The following is a 15,568-nucleotide window of genomic DNA, read 5'->3' on the forward strand; positions in this document are numbered from 1 at the left end:
GATAGCCGAGCCGTCCGTTCTACGCCCACCAACGCTCGAGCACGCGCGCGACGCCGTCGTCGCTGTTGCGCGCGGTGACCTCGTCGGCGGCGTTCAGCACCTCGGGATGCGCATTGCCCATCGCCACACCACGGCCGGCGCGAATCAGCATCGGCAGGTCGTTGGGCATGTCGCCGAACGCGACCACCTCGTCGTCGCCGATTCCCAGCGGGCGCGCTACCTCGGCCACGCCGCTGGCCTTGCTGATCCCCTGCGGCACGATCTCGATCAGCCCGTTGTTGGTCGAGTAGGTGATATCGCCCTGGATCCCGGCGTGTTTGGCCAGTTCAGCGGCCATGTCCGCGCTGCGCGCACCGCTCTTGCGGATCAGCAGCTTGACCGCCGGCGCGCTGAGCAGATCAGCGTAGGAGACCTCGGTGTTGTCCGGGTTGAGCCAGGCGTGTTCGTACCCCGGCGAGCTGACGAACTGCGGGGTCGCGGAGTCGTGGGCGCGCTCGCCGATGCGCTCGACGGCCAGCCCCGCGCCGGGGATCGCCCGGATCGCGATCTCCGCCGCCTCGGCCAGCTCAACGACGGACAGTGTGCGGGCCGAGATCACCCGGTCGGTCGTCGGGTCGTAGAGGACCGCGCCGTTGGCACACACCGCCATGGGCGCGAAACCGAGGGCGTCGACGACGGGCCGAATCCACCGCGGCGGACGGCCGGTCGCGAGGATGAAGTGCGCACCACCGGCGACCGCGGCGCGCACGGCGGCGCGGGTACGCGGACTGATGGTTTCGTCGTCGTCGAATAGTGTGCCGTCGACGTCGCACGCGATGAGCGCCGGCGGAGTCGTCAGTTCCGGCCGCCTTGATAGTTCTGCTTGCCCTGCTTCTGCATCCGCTCGGTCAGTTCGGCGATCCGGAATTCCCTGGACTGTTCGGGGGTCGGTGCGCTGCCGCCCAGCCGTCGCGGCACCCAGGGCGCACCCTCGGGGTGGGGATACTCCTCCTGCACGCGATAGAGCATCTCGTTCATCGCCGTGCGCAACGCCGCGTTGAGCGCGTCGGGCCCGCCCTCCGGCGGCATCGGCGCGCCGACCGCCACGGTGATCGGAACCTTGGCGCGCCACAGGTTCTTTGGATGGTCCTTCGGCCAAATCCGGTGCGCTCCCCAGACGATCATCGGGATCAGCGGCACCCCGGCCTCGATTGCCAACCGGGCCGCCCCGGTCTTGAACTCGCGGAGTTCGAGGCTGCGGCTGATAGTGGCCTCCGGGTGCAGCCCGACGAGTTCGCCGTCACGCAACCGCTGCGCGGCCACGGCGTAGGCTTCTGCCCCCTCGCTGCGGTCCACCGGGATCAGTTGGGCGTGCTTGATCACGTAGTTGACGGCCTTCACGTCCTGCATTTCGGCCTTGATCATGAATCGCAGCCTGCGCCGTCGCTCGTAGGCTGCGATCGATGCGGGAATCCAGTCCACGTAGCTGGTGTGGTTGAGCGCGATCAATGCGCCGCCGCGCTCGGGGATCCGCTCGAGGCCCTGGTACGTGATCCTGTTGCCGTTCAGCGCCATCGCGGACGGAACCAGAAACTCCAACAACCGGAAGATCGGCTCGGCCATGACGTGGTCCCCCTTCCGTCCTCTACAGCGACTGCTGCGGTGTGCGACCGGCGGCCTTGGCCGCGATCTCGTCGGCGTCCAACTGTGCCGCCTCCGCCGGGGTCGGGGCGCTGCCACCCAGCCGCCGCGGCACCCAGTACGCCCCGGCCGGCCGCGGATAGCGCTCTTGCACCTCGTCCAGCAGTGCCGTCATCGACTCGCGCAGCGCAGCGTTCGTCGCGGGGATGTCCGCGCCGGCCCGAAAAGGCGCACCGACCTGCACGCTAACAGGAAACTTCTTGCGGCCTAGCTGTTTTGGATGATCCTTCGTCCAGACGCGCTGAGCACCCCAGACAATCACGGGGATGATCGGCACTTCCGCCTCGACGGCCATCCGGGCCGCTCCCGACTTGAACTCCTTCAGCTCGAAGCTGCGGCTGATCGTGGCCTCGGGGTAGACCCCCACCAGCTCGCCCTCGCGCAGCCGTTGCACCGCCACCGAATAGGCGCCGGCCCCGGAGCTGCGGTCTACCGGGATCAGTCGGACCTGCTTGATCAGCAGGTCGACGGACTTCACCCGTTGCATCTCGGCCTTGATCATGAACCTGATCCGCCGTCGCCGGCGATGCACGGCCAGCGCGACGGGCAGCCAGTCGACGTAGCTGGTGTGGTTGATGGCGATCACCGCACCGCCGCGCCGCGGAAGGTTCTCCAGACCGCCGTAGGTGATCCGGGCCCCGGTGGCGATTGCCAATGACCGGGCAACGTTCACCAGGACGCGATAGGTGGGCTCCACGCTCACCTCACTGCTCCGGCGTACCGGCCCGCTGGTCGCGGCGCGCGGCCCGCGCCGCCGCTTCCTCGACGTCCAGGCGCGTCGCTTCGGCCATGGTCGGCGCCCCGCCGCCCAGGCGGTGCGGCACCCAGAATTCGCCCGCCGGATGCGGCCCGTACTGCTCTTGCGCGCGATCCAGCAGATGCTGCATCCGCGAATGCAGCAGGGCGGTCAATTCCGGGACGGCCAGCGTGGGTTCGATCGGCTCGCCGACGATGATCGAGATCGGCACCTTCGGCCGCCACAGTTTCTTGGGGTGGTCCTTGGTCCACACCCGCTGGGCGCCCCACACGACGTGCGGAATGATCGGCACCCCGGCCTCGACGGCCATCCGGGCGGCGCCCGACTTGAATTCCTTGATCTCGAAGCTGCGGCTGATCGTCGCCTCGGGATACACGCCGACCAGCTCGCCGTCCTTCAGATTGCGGACGGCGGCCTCGTAGGACGCGGCGCCGGACGCCCGGTCCACCGGGATGTGCCGCAGGCTGCGCATGATCGGCCCGGTGATCTTGTGGTCGAACACCTCCTGCTTGGCCATGAACCGCACCTTGCGGCCGAGGCCCTGCTGGTAGGTGGGCAGGCCCGCCAGCATGAAGTCGAGGTAACCGGTGTGGTTGATCGCGATGACCGCGCCGCCGCTGGTAGGCAGGTTTTCCACACCCGAGACGGTTATCTTCAGACCCTGTACACGAAAGAGCAGCCGGACAATCTGAATGACGGTCCCATACACCGGTTCCACAGCCAACCAGCCTAGTGCGCCGGGCCCCGTACCGCCGAAAGTGCTCCGAGACTCATGGAAAGGGGCGCGTTGTCTTTCCCGTCGTCCCCGCCGCCGGTGCCTGCGGTAGTGCGCCGATTGGCCGACGGCCGGGCGGTGCGCGCGGTCTGGGCCAACGAGCTGGGCGGCGTCACGTTCCGGGTGGGCCCCGGCGGCTCGGGCACGGAATTCGTCAAGGTGGCCCGCTCTGACTTCGCCGGCGAGGCGCGGCGCCTGCGCTGGGCGGGCCGCTACGTGACGGCGCCTCCGGTCGTGGATTTCGGGGTCGACGACGGGCTCGGCTGGCTGCGCACACGCGGGCTGGCGGGCTTGTCCGCGGTCCATCCGCGCTGGCTGGCCGCCCCTGACGTGGCCGTGCGGGCGATCGGCACGGGCCTGCGCACGCTGCACGACCGGTTGCCGACGATGTCGTGTCCGTTCGACTGGTCGGCGACCGCCCGGCTGGCGGCGCTGACGCCGGCGGCTCGCGCCCGCGTGGGTGAGCCGCCGCCGGTCGACAAGCTGGTGGTGTGCCACGGCGACGCGTGCGCGCCCAACACCCTGATCGACGAGGACGGCCGCTGCAGCGGACATGTGGACTTCGACAGCCTCGGGGTGGCCGACCGGTGGGCGGACCTCGCGGTGGCCACGCTGTCGCTGGGCTGGAACTACCCCGGCCGCTCGCTCGAGAACGCCCTCTTCGCCGCCTACGGGGTGGCGCCTGACCCGTCGCGCATCGACTACTACCGGCGCCTCTGGCAGGGCGAGGATGCGGCCCCCGGCGGCCCCTCGCGCTAAGCTCGTGGCTACTCCGAACCGTTATTCGAAGCGGCCCAGAAAGGTATTCGTGCAGGTCACCAGCGTCGGCCACGCCGGCTTTCTGATCCAGACCCAGGCGGGCAGCATCCTTTGCGACCCGTGGGTCAACCCCGCCTATTTCGCGTCCTGGTTTCCGTTTCCGGACAACAGCACGCTGGACTGGGACGGCCTGGGACAGTGCGACTACCTCTATATCTCGCACCTGCACAAGGATCACTTCGACGCGAAGCTGCTGACCGCGCACGTCAACAAGGACGCGGTGGTCCTGCTGCCCGACTTCCCCGTGCCCGACCTCCGCAACGAGCTGCAGAAGCTAGGTTTCCACCGGTTCTTCGAGACGACCGACTCGGTCCAGCACCGGATCGAGGGAGCCAAGGGTGGCCTCGACATCATGGTCATCGCGCTGCGTGCGCCCGCCGACGGGCCGATCGGCGACTCGGCGCTGGTGGTTTCAGACGGCACCACGACGGTTTTCAACATGAACGACGCCCGGCCGGTCGATCTGGATCCGCTGGCCGCCGATTTCGGCCACATCGACGTGCATCTGCTGCAGTACTCCGGCGCGATCTGGTACCCGATGGTGTACGACATGCCGGAGCGCGCCAAGGAGGCCTTCGCGATCCAGAAACGGCAGCGCGGGATGGACCGCGCCCGCCAGTATGTGGCGCAGGTGGGGGCCACCTGGGTGGTGCCGTCCGCGGGCCCGCCGTGCTTCCTGGACCCGGAGCTGCGCCACCTGAACGACGACCAGGCCGACCCGGCCAACATCTTCCCCGACCAGATGGTGTTCCTGGACCAGATGCGCACCCACGGTCACGACCGGGGCCTGCTGATGATGCCGGGCTCGACCGCGGATTTCACCGGCTCGGAGTTGAATTCGCTGGATCATCCGCTGCCCACCGACCAGGTCGAGGCGATCTTCACCACCGGCAAGGCCGACTACATCGCCGCCTACGCCGAGCGGATGGCGCCCGTGCTGGCGGCCGAGCGGGCGTCGTGGGCATCCGCCTCCGGCGAGCCGCTGCTCGAGCCGCTGCGTGCGCTGTTCGAGCCGATCATGCTGCAAAGCGACGAGATCTGCGACGGCATCGGGTATCCGGTCGAACTGGTGATCGGACCCGAAACCGTGGTGCTGGACTTCCCGAAACGCGCAGTGCGCGAACGTATTCCCGACGAGAAAGTGCGCTACGGGTTTGCGATCGCGCCGGAGCTGGTGCGTACCGTGCTGCGGGACCGGGAACCGGACTGGGTCAACACCATCTTCCTGTCCACACGGTTCCGGGCATGGCGGGTCGGCGGCTACAACGAATACCTGTATACGTTCTTCAAATGCCTGACCGACGAGCGCATCGCCTACGCCGACGGCTGGTTCGCCGAGACCCATGACGACTCCGCGTCGATCACATTGGACGGCTGGGAGATTCAGCGTCGCTGCCCTCACCTGAAGGCTGACCTATCGAAATTCGGTGTGGTGGAAGGCGATACATTGACCTGCAATCTGCACGGCTGGCAGTGGCGGCTGGGCGACGGCCGCTGCCTGACCACCCGGGGTCACGAACTGCGGAGTTCCCGGCTGTGACCGGCATTTACGACGACGGTGTCGTCCAACTGGATCGCGAGGCGATCACGCTGCGCCGCTACCACTTTCCCGACGGCACGGCGAAGATCATCGCGCTGGACCGGATCACCGCGTACAAGGTCGAGTCGCTGGGCCTGCTCACGCAGCGGTTCCAGTTCTGGGGCACTTCGGATTTACGGCGCTGGCTGCCGCTGGACGTGCACCGCCCGTTCAAGTCGACGTTGATCACGCTGGACGTACCGGGCAGCCGCTGGCGTCCCGCGTTTACCCCGGCCCGCCCGGACGAATTCACCGCACTGCTCGACGAGCTCCTAGATCAGCGCGGTTAGCGGCGCACCGGACGGAGTGCGCGAAGGCGCGATTGGGCCTGCCGTCGGCGACGCGGACGTAGACGGACTTCATCGCCGCGATGTACTCGGCCACGGATTCGGCGGCAATCGGGTTGTCGGGGAACAACACCGTCACCGTGGTCTCGTGCTGCAGCCGGTTGACCCACATCGAGACCTGGTGCGAAACGCGGCCCTCGTCGTAGATCCGGAAGTTCAGGTCCGAGTTAGCGACGGTGGACAGCGGCGCGATACTCGCGTCGAGGAAGGACATCACGAAATTGCCTGGCCGGGGCCGCTTCAGCCCGCTCTCCTCGGGCGCCAACTCCAGCACCCGGTCGAACGGGACTGTCGCCAAACCTATTCCGGCGTCGAAGCAACTCTGTGCGGCACGCGCGGCGTCCTCGAAGAAGGTCTCGGTGGCCGGGACGGTAATGGGAACGAGGCCGGTGAACCACCCGGTGGTCATGAGTTCCGTTGGCGTCCTGCGGGTGTCGGTGGTGGTGACCACGGAGAAGTCTTCGACGCCGGTCAGCTCGCGCTGGGTGAGCGCGGCGCACCCAAACACACCGCCGCTGAAGCGCGCGCCCGCCGCAACACACGCGGACTCGAACCGGTCCGTCTGCTTTTCGTCCAAAATCCTTACGGTGAGCAGCTTTCCGGCATAGTTCGCCGACAGATCACCGAGCGGCAGCGGGAAGTACGGCAAGGTTCCGCCGTTGTTCTTCGCGAATTCGATCCACCCGCGCACCTTGGGCGAGTTCACGTTCAATTTCGCCGATTCCGCGCGCTGGCTCAGACAGTAGTCGAGATAGCGGCCCGCCTCCGGCAATTCGACGGGCCCATTCCCCGCCACCAAAGCCCCGTACATCATGTGGATCTCCATGAACAGGACACCGATAATCATCGGGTCGACACAGAGATGGGCGATGCTCGCGTAGAACGTGAAATGGTCGGCGCTCTGAATTACGCCGAACAGAAAGCAATCCCACTGCAGCGGGTGCGGGGTGGAGAGGTGCTCGCGCAGCTCCTCCGGTGTCACGTCCTTGTGCTGCACCGGAACTAGCTCGATGTCGTGCGGGTCGGTGACCGTGTGGCGAACGATCTTGTCGCCGCCTTCGTACTCAAACCAGCTGTGGTAGGTGTCGTGCCGGCGCAAGTGGGCGTTGATGGCGTAGCTCATCGCGCGGATGTCGCAGCGGCCCGGCAGATCCCACGTGAAGATCATCAGGCGGGAAAGGTCGAGGCCGCGCGACTGGTGTTCGCCGAAGCGGCGGAGGTGCTGGGTCTGCTGGTAGCTGGGCGGAATCGGGTTGACGGGGGCCTGCTGGATCTTGGCGTCGGCGGCGGGTGTCGCGTGCCAACAGACGACCGAGCCGGAATCCGGCACCCAATCATGGAGTGTTGTTATCCCGAACACGACGCCCTCCTGTATCTCTACGCTGGCCGGTCCGGAGACAGTCAGCGTCCGCCACCCGCCAAGCCAATTTCTGGCCGGCCATGAGTGGCGTCAGCACTGACGACAGGAGCCCCCTAGCGCCCACACCCCGAGTACCTTTAGGTAGTTTTTGTGACGTTACCCCGCAAGGCGCCCCCGAATGGGGCGAATGGCGGAAACAATCAGCTTGTATAACTACCCACACCACCCGCCGTTGGGCGATGTCGCTTTAGTAGCCTAGCCGCTCCAAACAACCTCTCGCATCACAACCTTCCCACAATTGAACTTGTGTTTATTTGTGGGCTCGGGGGTGGACACCCCGTTTCCGTCCGCGCCGCCAGCGCCGGAGGAGTACGGTTCCCCATCATGTGGACCACCGTGCTCGTCATGGCGATCTCGGTGATCTTCGAGCCGGTACGGCTCGGGTTGGCGGTGCTCATGCTGAACCGTCCGCGGCCACTGCTGCAGCTACTCGCCTTCTTGTGCGGCGGCCTCGCGATGGGCCTGAGCGTGGGCCTGGTGACGCTGTTCGTCCTGCGGGCCACCCCGCTGGTGGAAAACGGCAACTTCACCATCGCCAAGGTGCAGATCGCGACCGGCGTGATCGCGCTGCTGCTGGCCGGGCTGGTGGCTTCCAGCGTCGGGGCGCGCTTCAGTCGGCAACCCGTGGAGGCCGCGGTCGGCGGCCCCACGGTAGACGCCGGGGTGGCCCTGCTGGAGGGCACACCGCCCACTGGCCTGCGCAAACACTCTGAGCGGGTGCGGGAATTCTTGAAGGGCGACTCGCTGCTGGTCGCCGCGGTGAGCGGCCTGGGAACGGCGCTGCCGTCCGCCAACTACCTGGGCGCGATAGCCGTCATCCTCGCCTCCGGGGCCGCGCCGGCGGCGCAGGTTCAGGCCGTCGTCACCTTCAACGTCGTCGCGTTCACCCTGGTGGAGATCCCGCTGCTGAGCTACCTGATCGCGCCCGGCAAGACGCGCGAATTCATGGCCAGGCTGCAGGGCTGGTTGCAGACGCGGAGCCGACGGGAGGCCGCGATTCTGCTAGGAGTGGTCGGCGTGTTCATGCTGACGCTCGGGCTGACGAGCCTCTGACCAGCTTCCCCGCGCGGGCGCCGCTAGGCGGTTTCTAAGAGTCCGGTACTTCCGTCCCTTATTCGGCATGTGAGCGGTAGCATGGCCACTACATCTACCGGCGTGCTGTTGATCCCTGTGGTCTGTTGGATCTCTGTGGTCTTGTTGGGCGTGTCGGGTCAGATCACGACGACGGCCGTTGTCGGTGGGCTCTTAGGGGGAGTCATGAAGAAGGTGCTGGTCGGCACCGTCGCCGCGGGAATGTTGGGCTCAGCGGCCATCTTCGGCAACGGCGTCGCCGCGGCCGACACCGCGCTCATCGTCCCCGGCACCGCGCCGTCGCCCTACAAGCCGCTGCGCTCGCTGTACCACTTCAACCCGGCGACCGACCCGCAGATCGGCCAGAACTTCTACAACCCCGCCTCGGCCCGCGTCGTCGTCCCGTACCCGGGCAGCTTCTGGCCGGTCACCGGCATGAACTCACCGACCATCGGCCAGTCCGTGAACACCGGGGCGAACAACCTCGACGCGGCGATCCGGCGGACCAACGGCCCCATCTCGGCGGCCGGGCTTTCGCAGGGCACCCTGGCGCTCGACCGCGAGCAGGCGCGGCTCGCGACCGACCCGCACGCGCCCCCAGCCGACCAGATCACGTTCATCAAGGCCGGTGACCCGAACAACCTGCTGAGCCACGTGTTCCGGCCCGGGACCCACGTGCCGATCATCGACTACACCGTACAAGGGCCGATCGAGAGCCAGTACAACACGATCAACGTGGTCGGCCAGTACGACATCTTCTCCAACCCGCCCGAGCGGATGGGCAACCTGCTCGCCGTGCTCAACGGGATCACCGCGGGCGGCTACTACGGCCACAGCGCGACGGCCTTCGCGGACCCGTCTCGCGTTGCGCCCGGGGACATCACGACCACGGTCAACAGCCGCGGCGCCACCACCACGACGTACCTGATCCGCAACGAGGGCGATCTGCCGCTGGTCAAGGCGCTCGTGGACATGGCTCACCTGCCTCCCGAGGCGGTCGGACCGCTCAACGCGGTGCTGACGCCCATGGTCGACCGTGCCTACGGTCCGCCGCAGGGCCCCACCCCCAACCCGACTGACGTGATCAACGGCGTCAAGGGGGCCCACAACATCATCCCGGCGATCTCCATACCGATCGAGAGCACCAACGCCGGCATCACCGCGGTCACTACCGGCTTCTCCATCGCCAACATTGCAGGCCGCGCCGCCTCGGCGGTCCCCAACGCCCTGCCCGCCGCGAAGGCCGGCCCCAACCCGCTCTCCGCCGCGAAGGTGGGCGCCAACGCGCTCCCGGGCAAGGGTGGTCCGGGGCCGGGCAAGGGTGGTCCGCTGTCGAAGGTGGGCGACCTGCTGCCCAAGGGCAAGAAGTAGTCGACGGGGAGGTAGCCGCGGTCCGGCGGCTGCTGGACGGTGTCGGCCTCGAGTCGACGATCGACGTGCATACGCACTTCATGCCGCACCAGGTGATGAAGAAGGTGTGGGCCTACTTCGATCGGGCCGGTCAGCTATTCGATCGCGAATGGCCGATCTCGTATCGGGTCGACGAACAAACCCGGCTGGTCCGGTTGCGCGATTTCGGCGTCGAGGCCTTCACCTCGCTGGTGTATCCGCACAAACCGGACATGGCCGAGTGGCTGAATGCCTGGGCGGCGCAATTCGCCTCTGACACACCGGATTGCATCCACACGGCAACGTTCTATCCCGAACCGACGGCGGCCGGTTACGTGCGCCGGGCGATCGCTGACGGGGCGCGAGTGTTCAAGGCCCACGTTCAAGTCGGTGATTATTCGCCGACGGATCCCCAGCTGGAACCCGTGTGGGCCGCGTTGGAGGAGACGCAGGTCCCCACCGTCATTCACGCCGGCTCCGGACCGGCGCCGGGCACCTTCACCGGCCCGGGGCCGGTCGCCGAAGTGCTGCGCCGTCATCCCGCGCTGCGGCTGATCATCGCGCACATGGGCATGCCCGAGTATTCGCATTTCATCGAACTCGCCCATCGGTATCCGGGTGTCTACCTGGACACCACCATGGTCTTCACGGACTTCACCGAACAGCTGCATCCGTTCCCGCCGGCCGCAGTCACCGATCTTCGCACGCTGGCCGACAAGGTGCTGTTCGGCAGCGACTACCCGAACATCCCGTATTCGTACCCGCACGCCATCGAATCGATCACGCGGCTGGGCCTGGGCGACGAGTGGTGCCGAAAGGTCCTGCGCGCCAACGCGTCGCAGCTATTCGGCTAAGCACCCGAGGTGAGGGCATCGGCCGTCGGCCCGGGCTCAGGGCCTCACCGAGTGTGGAGGATATGGACGCCCGGCAAATCCATCCATAACCCCCACGCTCCACGCGCGAACTCAGGCCCCTAGAGCCGGAGGCCGTCGGCCACCGAGTAGCCGATCAGGTCCTCTTCTTCCCACTCCAGGACCTCTCTCTCGGCGTCGGGCAGCAACCGGCGCCGGGCGGGCGGCGCCTTGACGCCAGCGCCGCGCCCGAACCGCGGCCAGCGGGCCGGCCACTGGAAGCCTTGGCCGCCACCAAGTTTCGACGGCCACCAGTTCGCCTTACCGATCAGCGCGGCGATGGCCGGCACCGTGATGGTGCGCACCAGGAAGGTGTCCAGCAGGAGCCCGACGCCGAGCACGAAGGCAGCCTGCACGGCGCTGGTGAGGCTGGAGAACAGCAGGCCGAACATCGAGGCGGCCATGATCAGGCCCGCCGCGGTGATCACGCCGCCGGTCGAGGTCACGGTGCGGATGATGCCGGAGCGCACGCCGTGCGGCGACTCGTCACGGATCCGCGAGATCAGCAGCATGTTGTAGTCGGCTCCCACGGCGACCAGGATGACGAAGGTCAGTCCGGGCACGCTCCAATGCATTTCGCCGCCGAGCAGGAATTGGAAGAAGACGACGCCGATGCCCAGGGCCGACAGGTAGGAAATGATCACCGAGCCGATCAGGTACAGCGGCGCGACGATCGCCCGCAGCAGCGCGATCAGGATCAGCAGCACGATGCAAATGGTCATGATGATGATCAGTTGCAGGTCGCTGTCGGAGTAGTCCCGCGTGTTCTTCAGCATGACGGGAAGGCCGCCGACCGAAATCTTGGCGTCGGCCAATGAAGTGTTCGGCTGGGCACCCCGCGCGGTGTTGGTGATCGAGTTGACCTGATCCATCGCGGCGGTGCTGAACGGGTTGTAGCTGGTTTGCACCAGGTAGCGCACCGCGTGTCCGTCGGGTGAGACGAACGCCGAGGCCATCTTCTTGAGCTGGTCGACCTTGAGCCCACGCAAGAGTTCCTGCGCCGTGCCAGGCAGGGGCGGCGCATCGTTCGGGCCGCCGATCGCGTACGCCAAAATCTGTGGCGGAACATAGAATCCCGACATCGACGGCGAGCCCGCGTTGTCCTTCATCGCCAGCAGGAACGCCGAGGCCTCACCCAGCCCGCCGCCCATCTTCTTGACCTGCTCCACCAGCAGCTGCACACCGTCGGCCAACTGCTTGCTGCCGTCGGCGAGCATGTTGGCGCCCTGCTTGACGTAGGTGATCTTCGACTGCATGCCGCCGGGACTGTTCATCCCCAGCTTGCCCATGGTGGCCATGACCGCGTTGAGTGCCTTGCGCAGGCCGGACACCGTGGACGCCAGGGTCTGCAGGGCGTTCGTCGACTGCAGCTGCCGGGCCAGCTCGGAGATCTTGCCCAGGGTTCCGTCGTCGCGGGCGGCGACGATGCGGTGCAGTTCGGCGCGGGCGCTGGCGCAGCCGGGATCCAGGTCGCAGGCCGGGCTGGTGTCGAGGGCGCCCAACACCGGGCTGGCCCATTCGCTGTTGTTCGCAACGAAATTGGAGTTCGCGCCGATCGCGTCGCCGAGCGACCGCATGCTGCCGATCAGCCGCTCGGCGCCCTCGAGTTGACCGAGGGCCTTGTTACCGCCGAGGTTCTGCAGGAAGGCGAGGGCGTCGATCAGGCCGCTGGTGCCGGCGATGGCCTGGTTGACCTGGTCGCGCACCTCGCCGAGTTTGCCCGCCATCAGGTTGGCCCCGCCGGCCAGCTTGTCCAGGTCGCCGCCGTGCTCCGAGATCTGCCGGGAGCCCTCGTCCAGCTTGTTGCCCACCTGCCCGGCCTGCCACGTCGCCCTGGCCTGTTCCAGGGACTCGCCGGTGGGTCGCGTGATGCCCCGCACCGACGCGACGCCGGGCACCTGGCTCACCCGTCGGGCCATCTCCTCCAGATCGGCCAGGCCCTGCGGGCTGCGCATGTCGTGCGGCGATTCGATGAAGAGGTACTCGGGAATGATCAAGTTCGTCGGGAAGTGCCGGTCCAGCGCGGCATATCCCATCGAGCTCTCCACATCGGCCGGCAACGTCTTGCGGTCGTCGTAGTTGTAGTGCGCCAGGCCCGCGCAGCCGGCGAGAACGATCAGCACCACCATGCTGATCGCCAGGTGCGTCCTGGGCTTGCGGACGATGTGTATCCCCGAACGCCGCCAGAACTTTCGAGTGAGATCTTTGCGCGGCGTAATCCAGCCCCGCGGACCGGCGATCGTCATCAGCGCCGGCAGCAATGTCACCGCGGCACAAAATACGACGGCGATGGAGATACCCAACACCGGACCGACGGTCTTGAGAATGCCCAGCTGGGTGAAGATCATCGCCAGGAACGTGATGGCCACGGTGGCCGCGGATGCCGCGATCACCTTGCCGATGGAGGTCAGCGACCGGACGACGGCCTCGTTCGAGTCCGTGCCCTGTCGCACATAGTCGTGATATCGGCTGATCAGAAAGACGGCGTAATCCGTTCCCGCGCCGACCATCATCCCGCTCATGAAGATGACGGTCTGATTGGCGATGCCCAGCCCCATCAGACCCACTACGGCAACGACGCGCTGCGCGACGAGCACGGAGAAGCCGATCGTGATCATCGGCAACGCCATCGTGATCGGGTTGCGGTAGATGATCAGCAAGATGACGAACAACAGGATGGTGATCGCGAACTCGATCCGCATCCTGTCGCGCTGACCGGTGAGGTTAAGGTCGCCGACGGTGGCCGCGGGTCCGGTCAGATTGGCCGTCAGCTTGGATCCCTTGATGGTGCGCTTGACGATCTCGGAAACCTTGAGGTTGGCCGCTTTTGACTGTTTCGTACCCAGGTCGCCGGGCAGGCCGACCGGCAGGATCCAGGCCTTGTGATCCTTGCTCGTCATGATGTCGCGCAGCGGCGGCGTGGAAATGAAGTCCTGCATCATCACGACGTCGGCGGTGTCCTGGCGCAGGGTGTCGACCAGTTTTCGGTAGACGGCCTCGTCGGCGTCGTTCAGGCCGTTTTCGTCCGTCAGCACCACCACCACGATGCTTTGCAGCCCCTGCTCGTGGAACGCGGCGGTCATGTGCCGGTTGGTGACCAACGCCGGGGCGTCGGAGGGCAGGATCGAGACCGGATGCCTCTGCGAGACCTCCTCCAGGGAGGGCATCGTCAGCGAAAGAATGCCCGCGAGGACCACCCAGCACCCGATCACGACCCACGGTCGGCGCACGATGAAACGGCCCAGCCGGGGAAAGAACCCTGCGGCTGTGGCCGGGCTATCCAACTCGGTCTGCCGTGCCACCTATGACCACCTGCGAAAAAACCAGCTGCGAACTACAGATATACGCGAAATCGCCCGCACACCACCAGCTTCATTTCTTGAGGGTGAGTGCGACATCGGGAACCCGGGGCGCCCAATCGCCGGCGGCGACGCGGCCGCACACCGACTTCAGCGCCGCCAGGAACTGGGTGACGGATTCCCGCGCCTCCGCGTTGTCCGGGAACATGACCGTCGCCGCGGTCTCGTCGAACCGGCCCACCAGCGTGCTCAGCGGATACGTCACCCGCCCGTCGCTGCAGGTCGCCACGTTCTGCCCTTCGAACAGCTTGGTGAGCATCGACAGCGGTGGAACGTACGCGTCGAAAAAGTTGACCAGCGAAAACAGCGGTTGCGGCCGACGCAGCGTCGGCGCCAGCTCCACGACCCGCTCGAACGGCACCTTTGCCAGGTGGTTGTTGGAGTCGAAGGAGGCCTGCGCGGCCTTCGCCGTCTCCTCGAACGACGTCGTGGTGATCGGGAACGTCACCGGGATGAGGCCCGTGAACCAGCCCTGCGTCGTCAGCTCCGACTGCGTGCTGCGGGTGTCCTTGGGCGTCATGCCCGCATAGCTCTCGGCGCCGGTCAACTCGTAGAGCGCGAAGGCGAAGCAGGCGAACATGCCGCCGATGAACCGCGCGCCCGCGGCGTTGCAGACGGCCTCGAACTGCTCCGTCTGCTTGACGTCCAGCAGCGTCTCGCTGACCAGGTCGCCGTTGCACGGCACCGACCGATCACCAAGCGGCAGTGGGAATTCCGGCAGCGTGCCGTTGTTGGCCTCGGCGAACTCGACCCACGAGCGCACCTCCGGGGTGTCCAGCGTCAGGCCCGACGTGTACTCGCGCTGCCGCGCGCAGAAGTCCAGGTAGCTGCCGGCCTCGCCCATCCCGACGGGCGGCTCGCCCATCGCCAGCGCGGCGTACATCGTCTGGAACTCCATCAGCCCCACGCCGACGAACTGCCCGTCGGCGTGCAGGTGGTCGATGCTCGCGTAAAAGGTGAAGCGGTCGCGGGCCTGAATGATGCCGAAGCTGAAGCAGTCCCACTGCAGCGAGTCCGGCGTGGCCAGGATCTGGTCCCGCAGTTCCTCGACCGTCTTCTCGCCGTGCTCGGTCGGCACGAACTCGATGTCGGCCGGGTCGGCGATGGTGTGCCGGACGATGTTCTCGGAGTCCTGGTAGTCGAACCAGCTGCGGTAGGTGTCGTGCCGGCGCAGGTGCGCGTTGATGACGTAGGTGAACGCGCGAATGTCGCACTTGCCGTACACCGAGCAGGACGCGATGAGCAGCCGCGAATGCTCCAGCCCCCGCTCGGCCTGCTGCACGAAGCTACGCAGGTGCCGGGTCTGGATGTAGCTCGGCGGGACGTCGCTGACCGGGGCCGCCTGCGCCTTCGCGCGCGAGGCGGCCGACGGGTGCCACGACACGAGCGCACCCGTGTTCGGCTGCCATTCGTTGATGGTTCCCACTTCAACCGGGCCGATCAGCACCGTCGTCTCCTGTC

The 15,568-nt window shown here is 66.9% G+C and carries 13 protein-coding genes; 6 read left to right on the top strand and 7 right to left on the bottom strand.

Annotated elements, in window-relative coordinates:
- Window positions 1–19: 19 nt before the first annotated feature.
- The 4 genes from AC5Y5V_RS00395 to AC5Y5V_RS00410 are packed head-to-tail and all read right to left on the bottom strand — an operon-like array spanning window position 20 to window position 3,155.
- Window positions 20–838 (bottom strand): HAD family hydrolase, encoded by an 819-nt coding sequence (locus AC5Y5V_RS00395; RefSeq protein ID WP_499931079.1) that lies wholly within the window; start codon window positions 836–838, stop codon window positions 20–22.
- Window positions 835–1,602 (bottom strand): lysophospholipid acyltransferase family protein, encoded by a 768-nt coding sequence (locus tag AC5Y5V_RS00400; RefSeq protein WP_499930469.1) that lies wholly within the window; start codon window positions 1,600–1,602, stop codon window positions 835–837. Before AC5Y5V_RS00400 ends, AC5Y5V_RS00395 begins: the two co-directional genes overlap by 4 nt.
- A gap of 22 nt (window positions 1,603–1,624) precedes the next feature.
- A complete protein-coding gene (locus AC5Y5V_RS00405; RefSeq protein ID WP_499931080.1) occupies window positions 1,625–2,377 on the bottom strand; it encodes a lysophospholipid acyltransferase family protein in 753 nt (250 codons plus the stop codon).
- Between the two features lie 7 nt (window positions 2,378–2,384).
- Window positions 2,385–3,155, bottom strand: coding sequence for a lysophospholipid acyltransferase family protein (locus AC5Y5V_RS00410; protein WP_499930470.1), 771 nt, complete (start codon window positions 3,153–3,155; stop codon window positions 2,385–2,387).
- Between the two features lie 69 nt (window positions 3,156–3,224).
- On the opposite strand from AC5Y5V_RS00410, the gene AC5Y5V_RS00415 reads away from it, so the two are divergent.
- Genes AC5Y5V_RS00415 through AC5Y5V_RS00425 form a run of 3 tightly spaced genes read left to right on the top strand, consistent with a single transcriptional unit; the run spans window position 3,225 to window position 5,900 of the window.
- A complete protein-coding gene (locus tag AC5Y5V_RS00415; protein WP_499930471.1) occupies window positions 3,225–3,971 on the top strand; it encodes a phosphotransferase in 747 nt (248 codons plus the stop codon).
- A gap of 49 nt (window positions 3,972–4,020) precedes the next feature.
- The gene (locus AC5Y5V_RS00420; RefSeq protein WP_499930473.1) at window positions 4,021–5,571 is read left to right on the top strand and encodes a Rieske 2Fe-2S domain-containing protein; all 1,551 of its coding nucleotides are present in this window, start codon (window positions 4,021–4,023) and stop codon (window positions 5,569–5,571) included.
- The gene (locus tag AC5Y5V_RS00425) at window positions 5,568–5,900 is read left to right on the top strand and encodes a hypothetical protein (protein ID WP_499930474.1); all 333 of its coding nucleotides are present in this window, start codon (window positions 5,568–5,570) and stop codon (window positions 5,898–5,900) included. Before AC5Y5V_RS00420 ends, AC5Y5V_RS00425 begins: the two co-directional genes overlap by 4 nt.
- Here the strand turns inward: AC5Y5V_RS00425 and AC5Y5V_RS00430 are convergent.
- Window positions 5,860–7,317, bottom strand: coding sequence for a condensation domain-containing protein (locus tag AC5Y5V_RS00430; RefSeq protein ID WP_499930475.1), 1,458 nt, complete (start codon window positions 7,315–7,317; stop codon window positions 5,860–5,862). The two genes, AC5Y5V_RS00425 and AC5Y5V_RS00430, sit on opposite strands and share 41 nt — an antisense overlap.
- A gap of 384 nt (window positions 7,318–7,701) precedes the next feature.
- On the opposite strand from AC5Y5V_RS00430, the gene AC5Y5V_RS00435 reads away from it, so the two are divergent.
- The 3 genes from AC5Y5V_RS00435 to AC5Y5V_RS00445 all read left to right on the top strand — a co-directional run bounded on the left by AC5Y5V_RS00435 (window position 7,702) and on the right by AC5Y5V_RS00445 (window position 10,691).
- Window positions 7,702–8,430, top strand: coding sequence for a GAP family protein (locus AC5Y5V_RS00435; RefSeq protein ID WP_499930476.1), 729 nt, complete (start codon window positions 7,702–7,704; stop codon window positions 8,428–8,430).
- Between the two features lie 204 nt (window positions 8,431–8,634).
- Window positions 8,635–9,819 carry a PE-PPE domain-containing protein gene (locus tag AC5Y5V_RS00440; RefSeq protein ID WP_499931081.1) on the top strand — a complete coding sequence of 395 codons (1,185 nt, stop codon included), beginning with the start codon at window positions 8,635–8,637 and terminating at the stop codon, window positions 9,817–9,819.
- 29 nt (window positions 9,820–9,848) lie between these two features.
- A complete protein-coding gene (locus tag AC5Y5V_RS00445) occupies window positions 9,849–10,691 on the top strand; it encodes an amidohydrolase family protein (RefSeq protein ID WP_499931082.1) in 843 nt (280 codons plus the stop codon).
- A gap of 119 nt (window positions 10,692–10,810) precedes the next feature.
- On the opposite strand, the gene AC5Y5V_RS00450 is transcribed toward AC5Y5V_RS00445, so the two are convergent.
- Both AC5Y5V_RS00450 and AC5Y5V_RS00455 read right to left on the bottom strand, forming a co-directional pair.
- Window positions 10,811–14,050: an MMPL/RND family transporter gene (locus AC5Y5V_RS00450; protein ID WP_499930477.1), complete on the bottom strand. Its 3,240-nt coding sequence runs from the start codon at window positions 14,048–14,050 to the stop codon at window positions 10,811–10,813.
- A gap of 70 nt (window positions 14,051–14,120) precedes the next feature.
- Entirely contained in the window at window positions 14,121–15,554 is a 1,434-nt protein-coding gene (locus tag AC5Y5V_RS00455; RefSeq protein ID WP_499930478.1) for a condensation domain-containing protein, read from the bottom strand.
- Between the last annotated feature and the right edge of the window lie 14 nt (window positions 15,555–15,568).

It is taken from the genome of Mycobacterium sp. NGS68 (assembly GCF_059812195.1).

Coding starts and splice junctions, on each gene's coding strand:
- AC5Y5V_RS00400 (WP_499930469.1), bottom strand. CDS start 1,602: ATGGCCGAGCCGATCTTCCGGTTGTTGGAGTTTCTGGTTCCGTCCGCG.
- AC5Y5V_RS00435 (WP_499930476.1), top strand. CDS start 7,702: ATGTGGACCACCGTGCTCGTCATGGCGATCTCGGTGATCTTCGAGCCG.
- AC5Y5V_RS00440 (WP_499931081.1), top strand. CDS start 8,635: ATGAAGAAGGTGCTGGTCGGCACCGTCGCCGCGGGAATGTTGGGCTCA.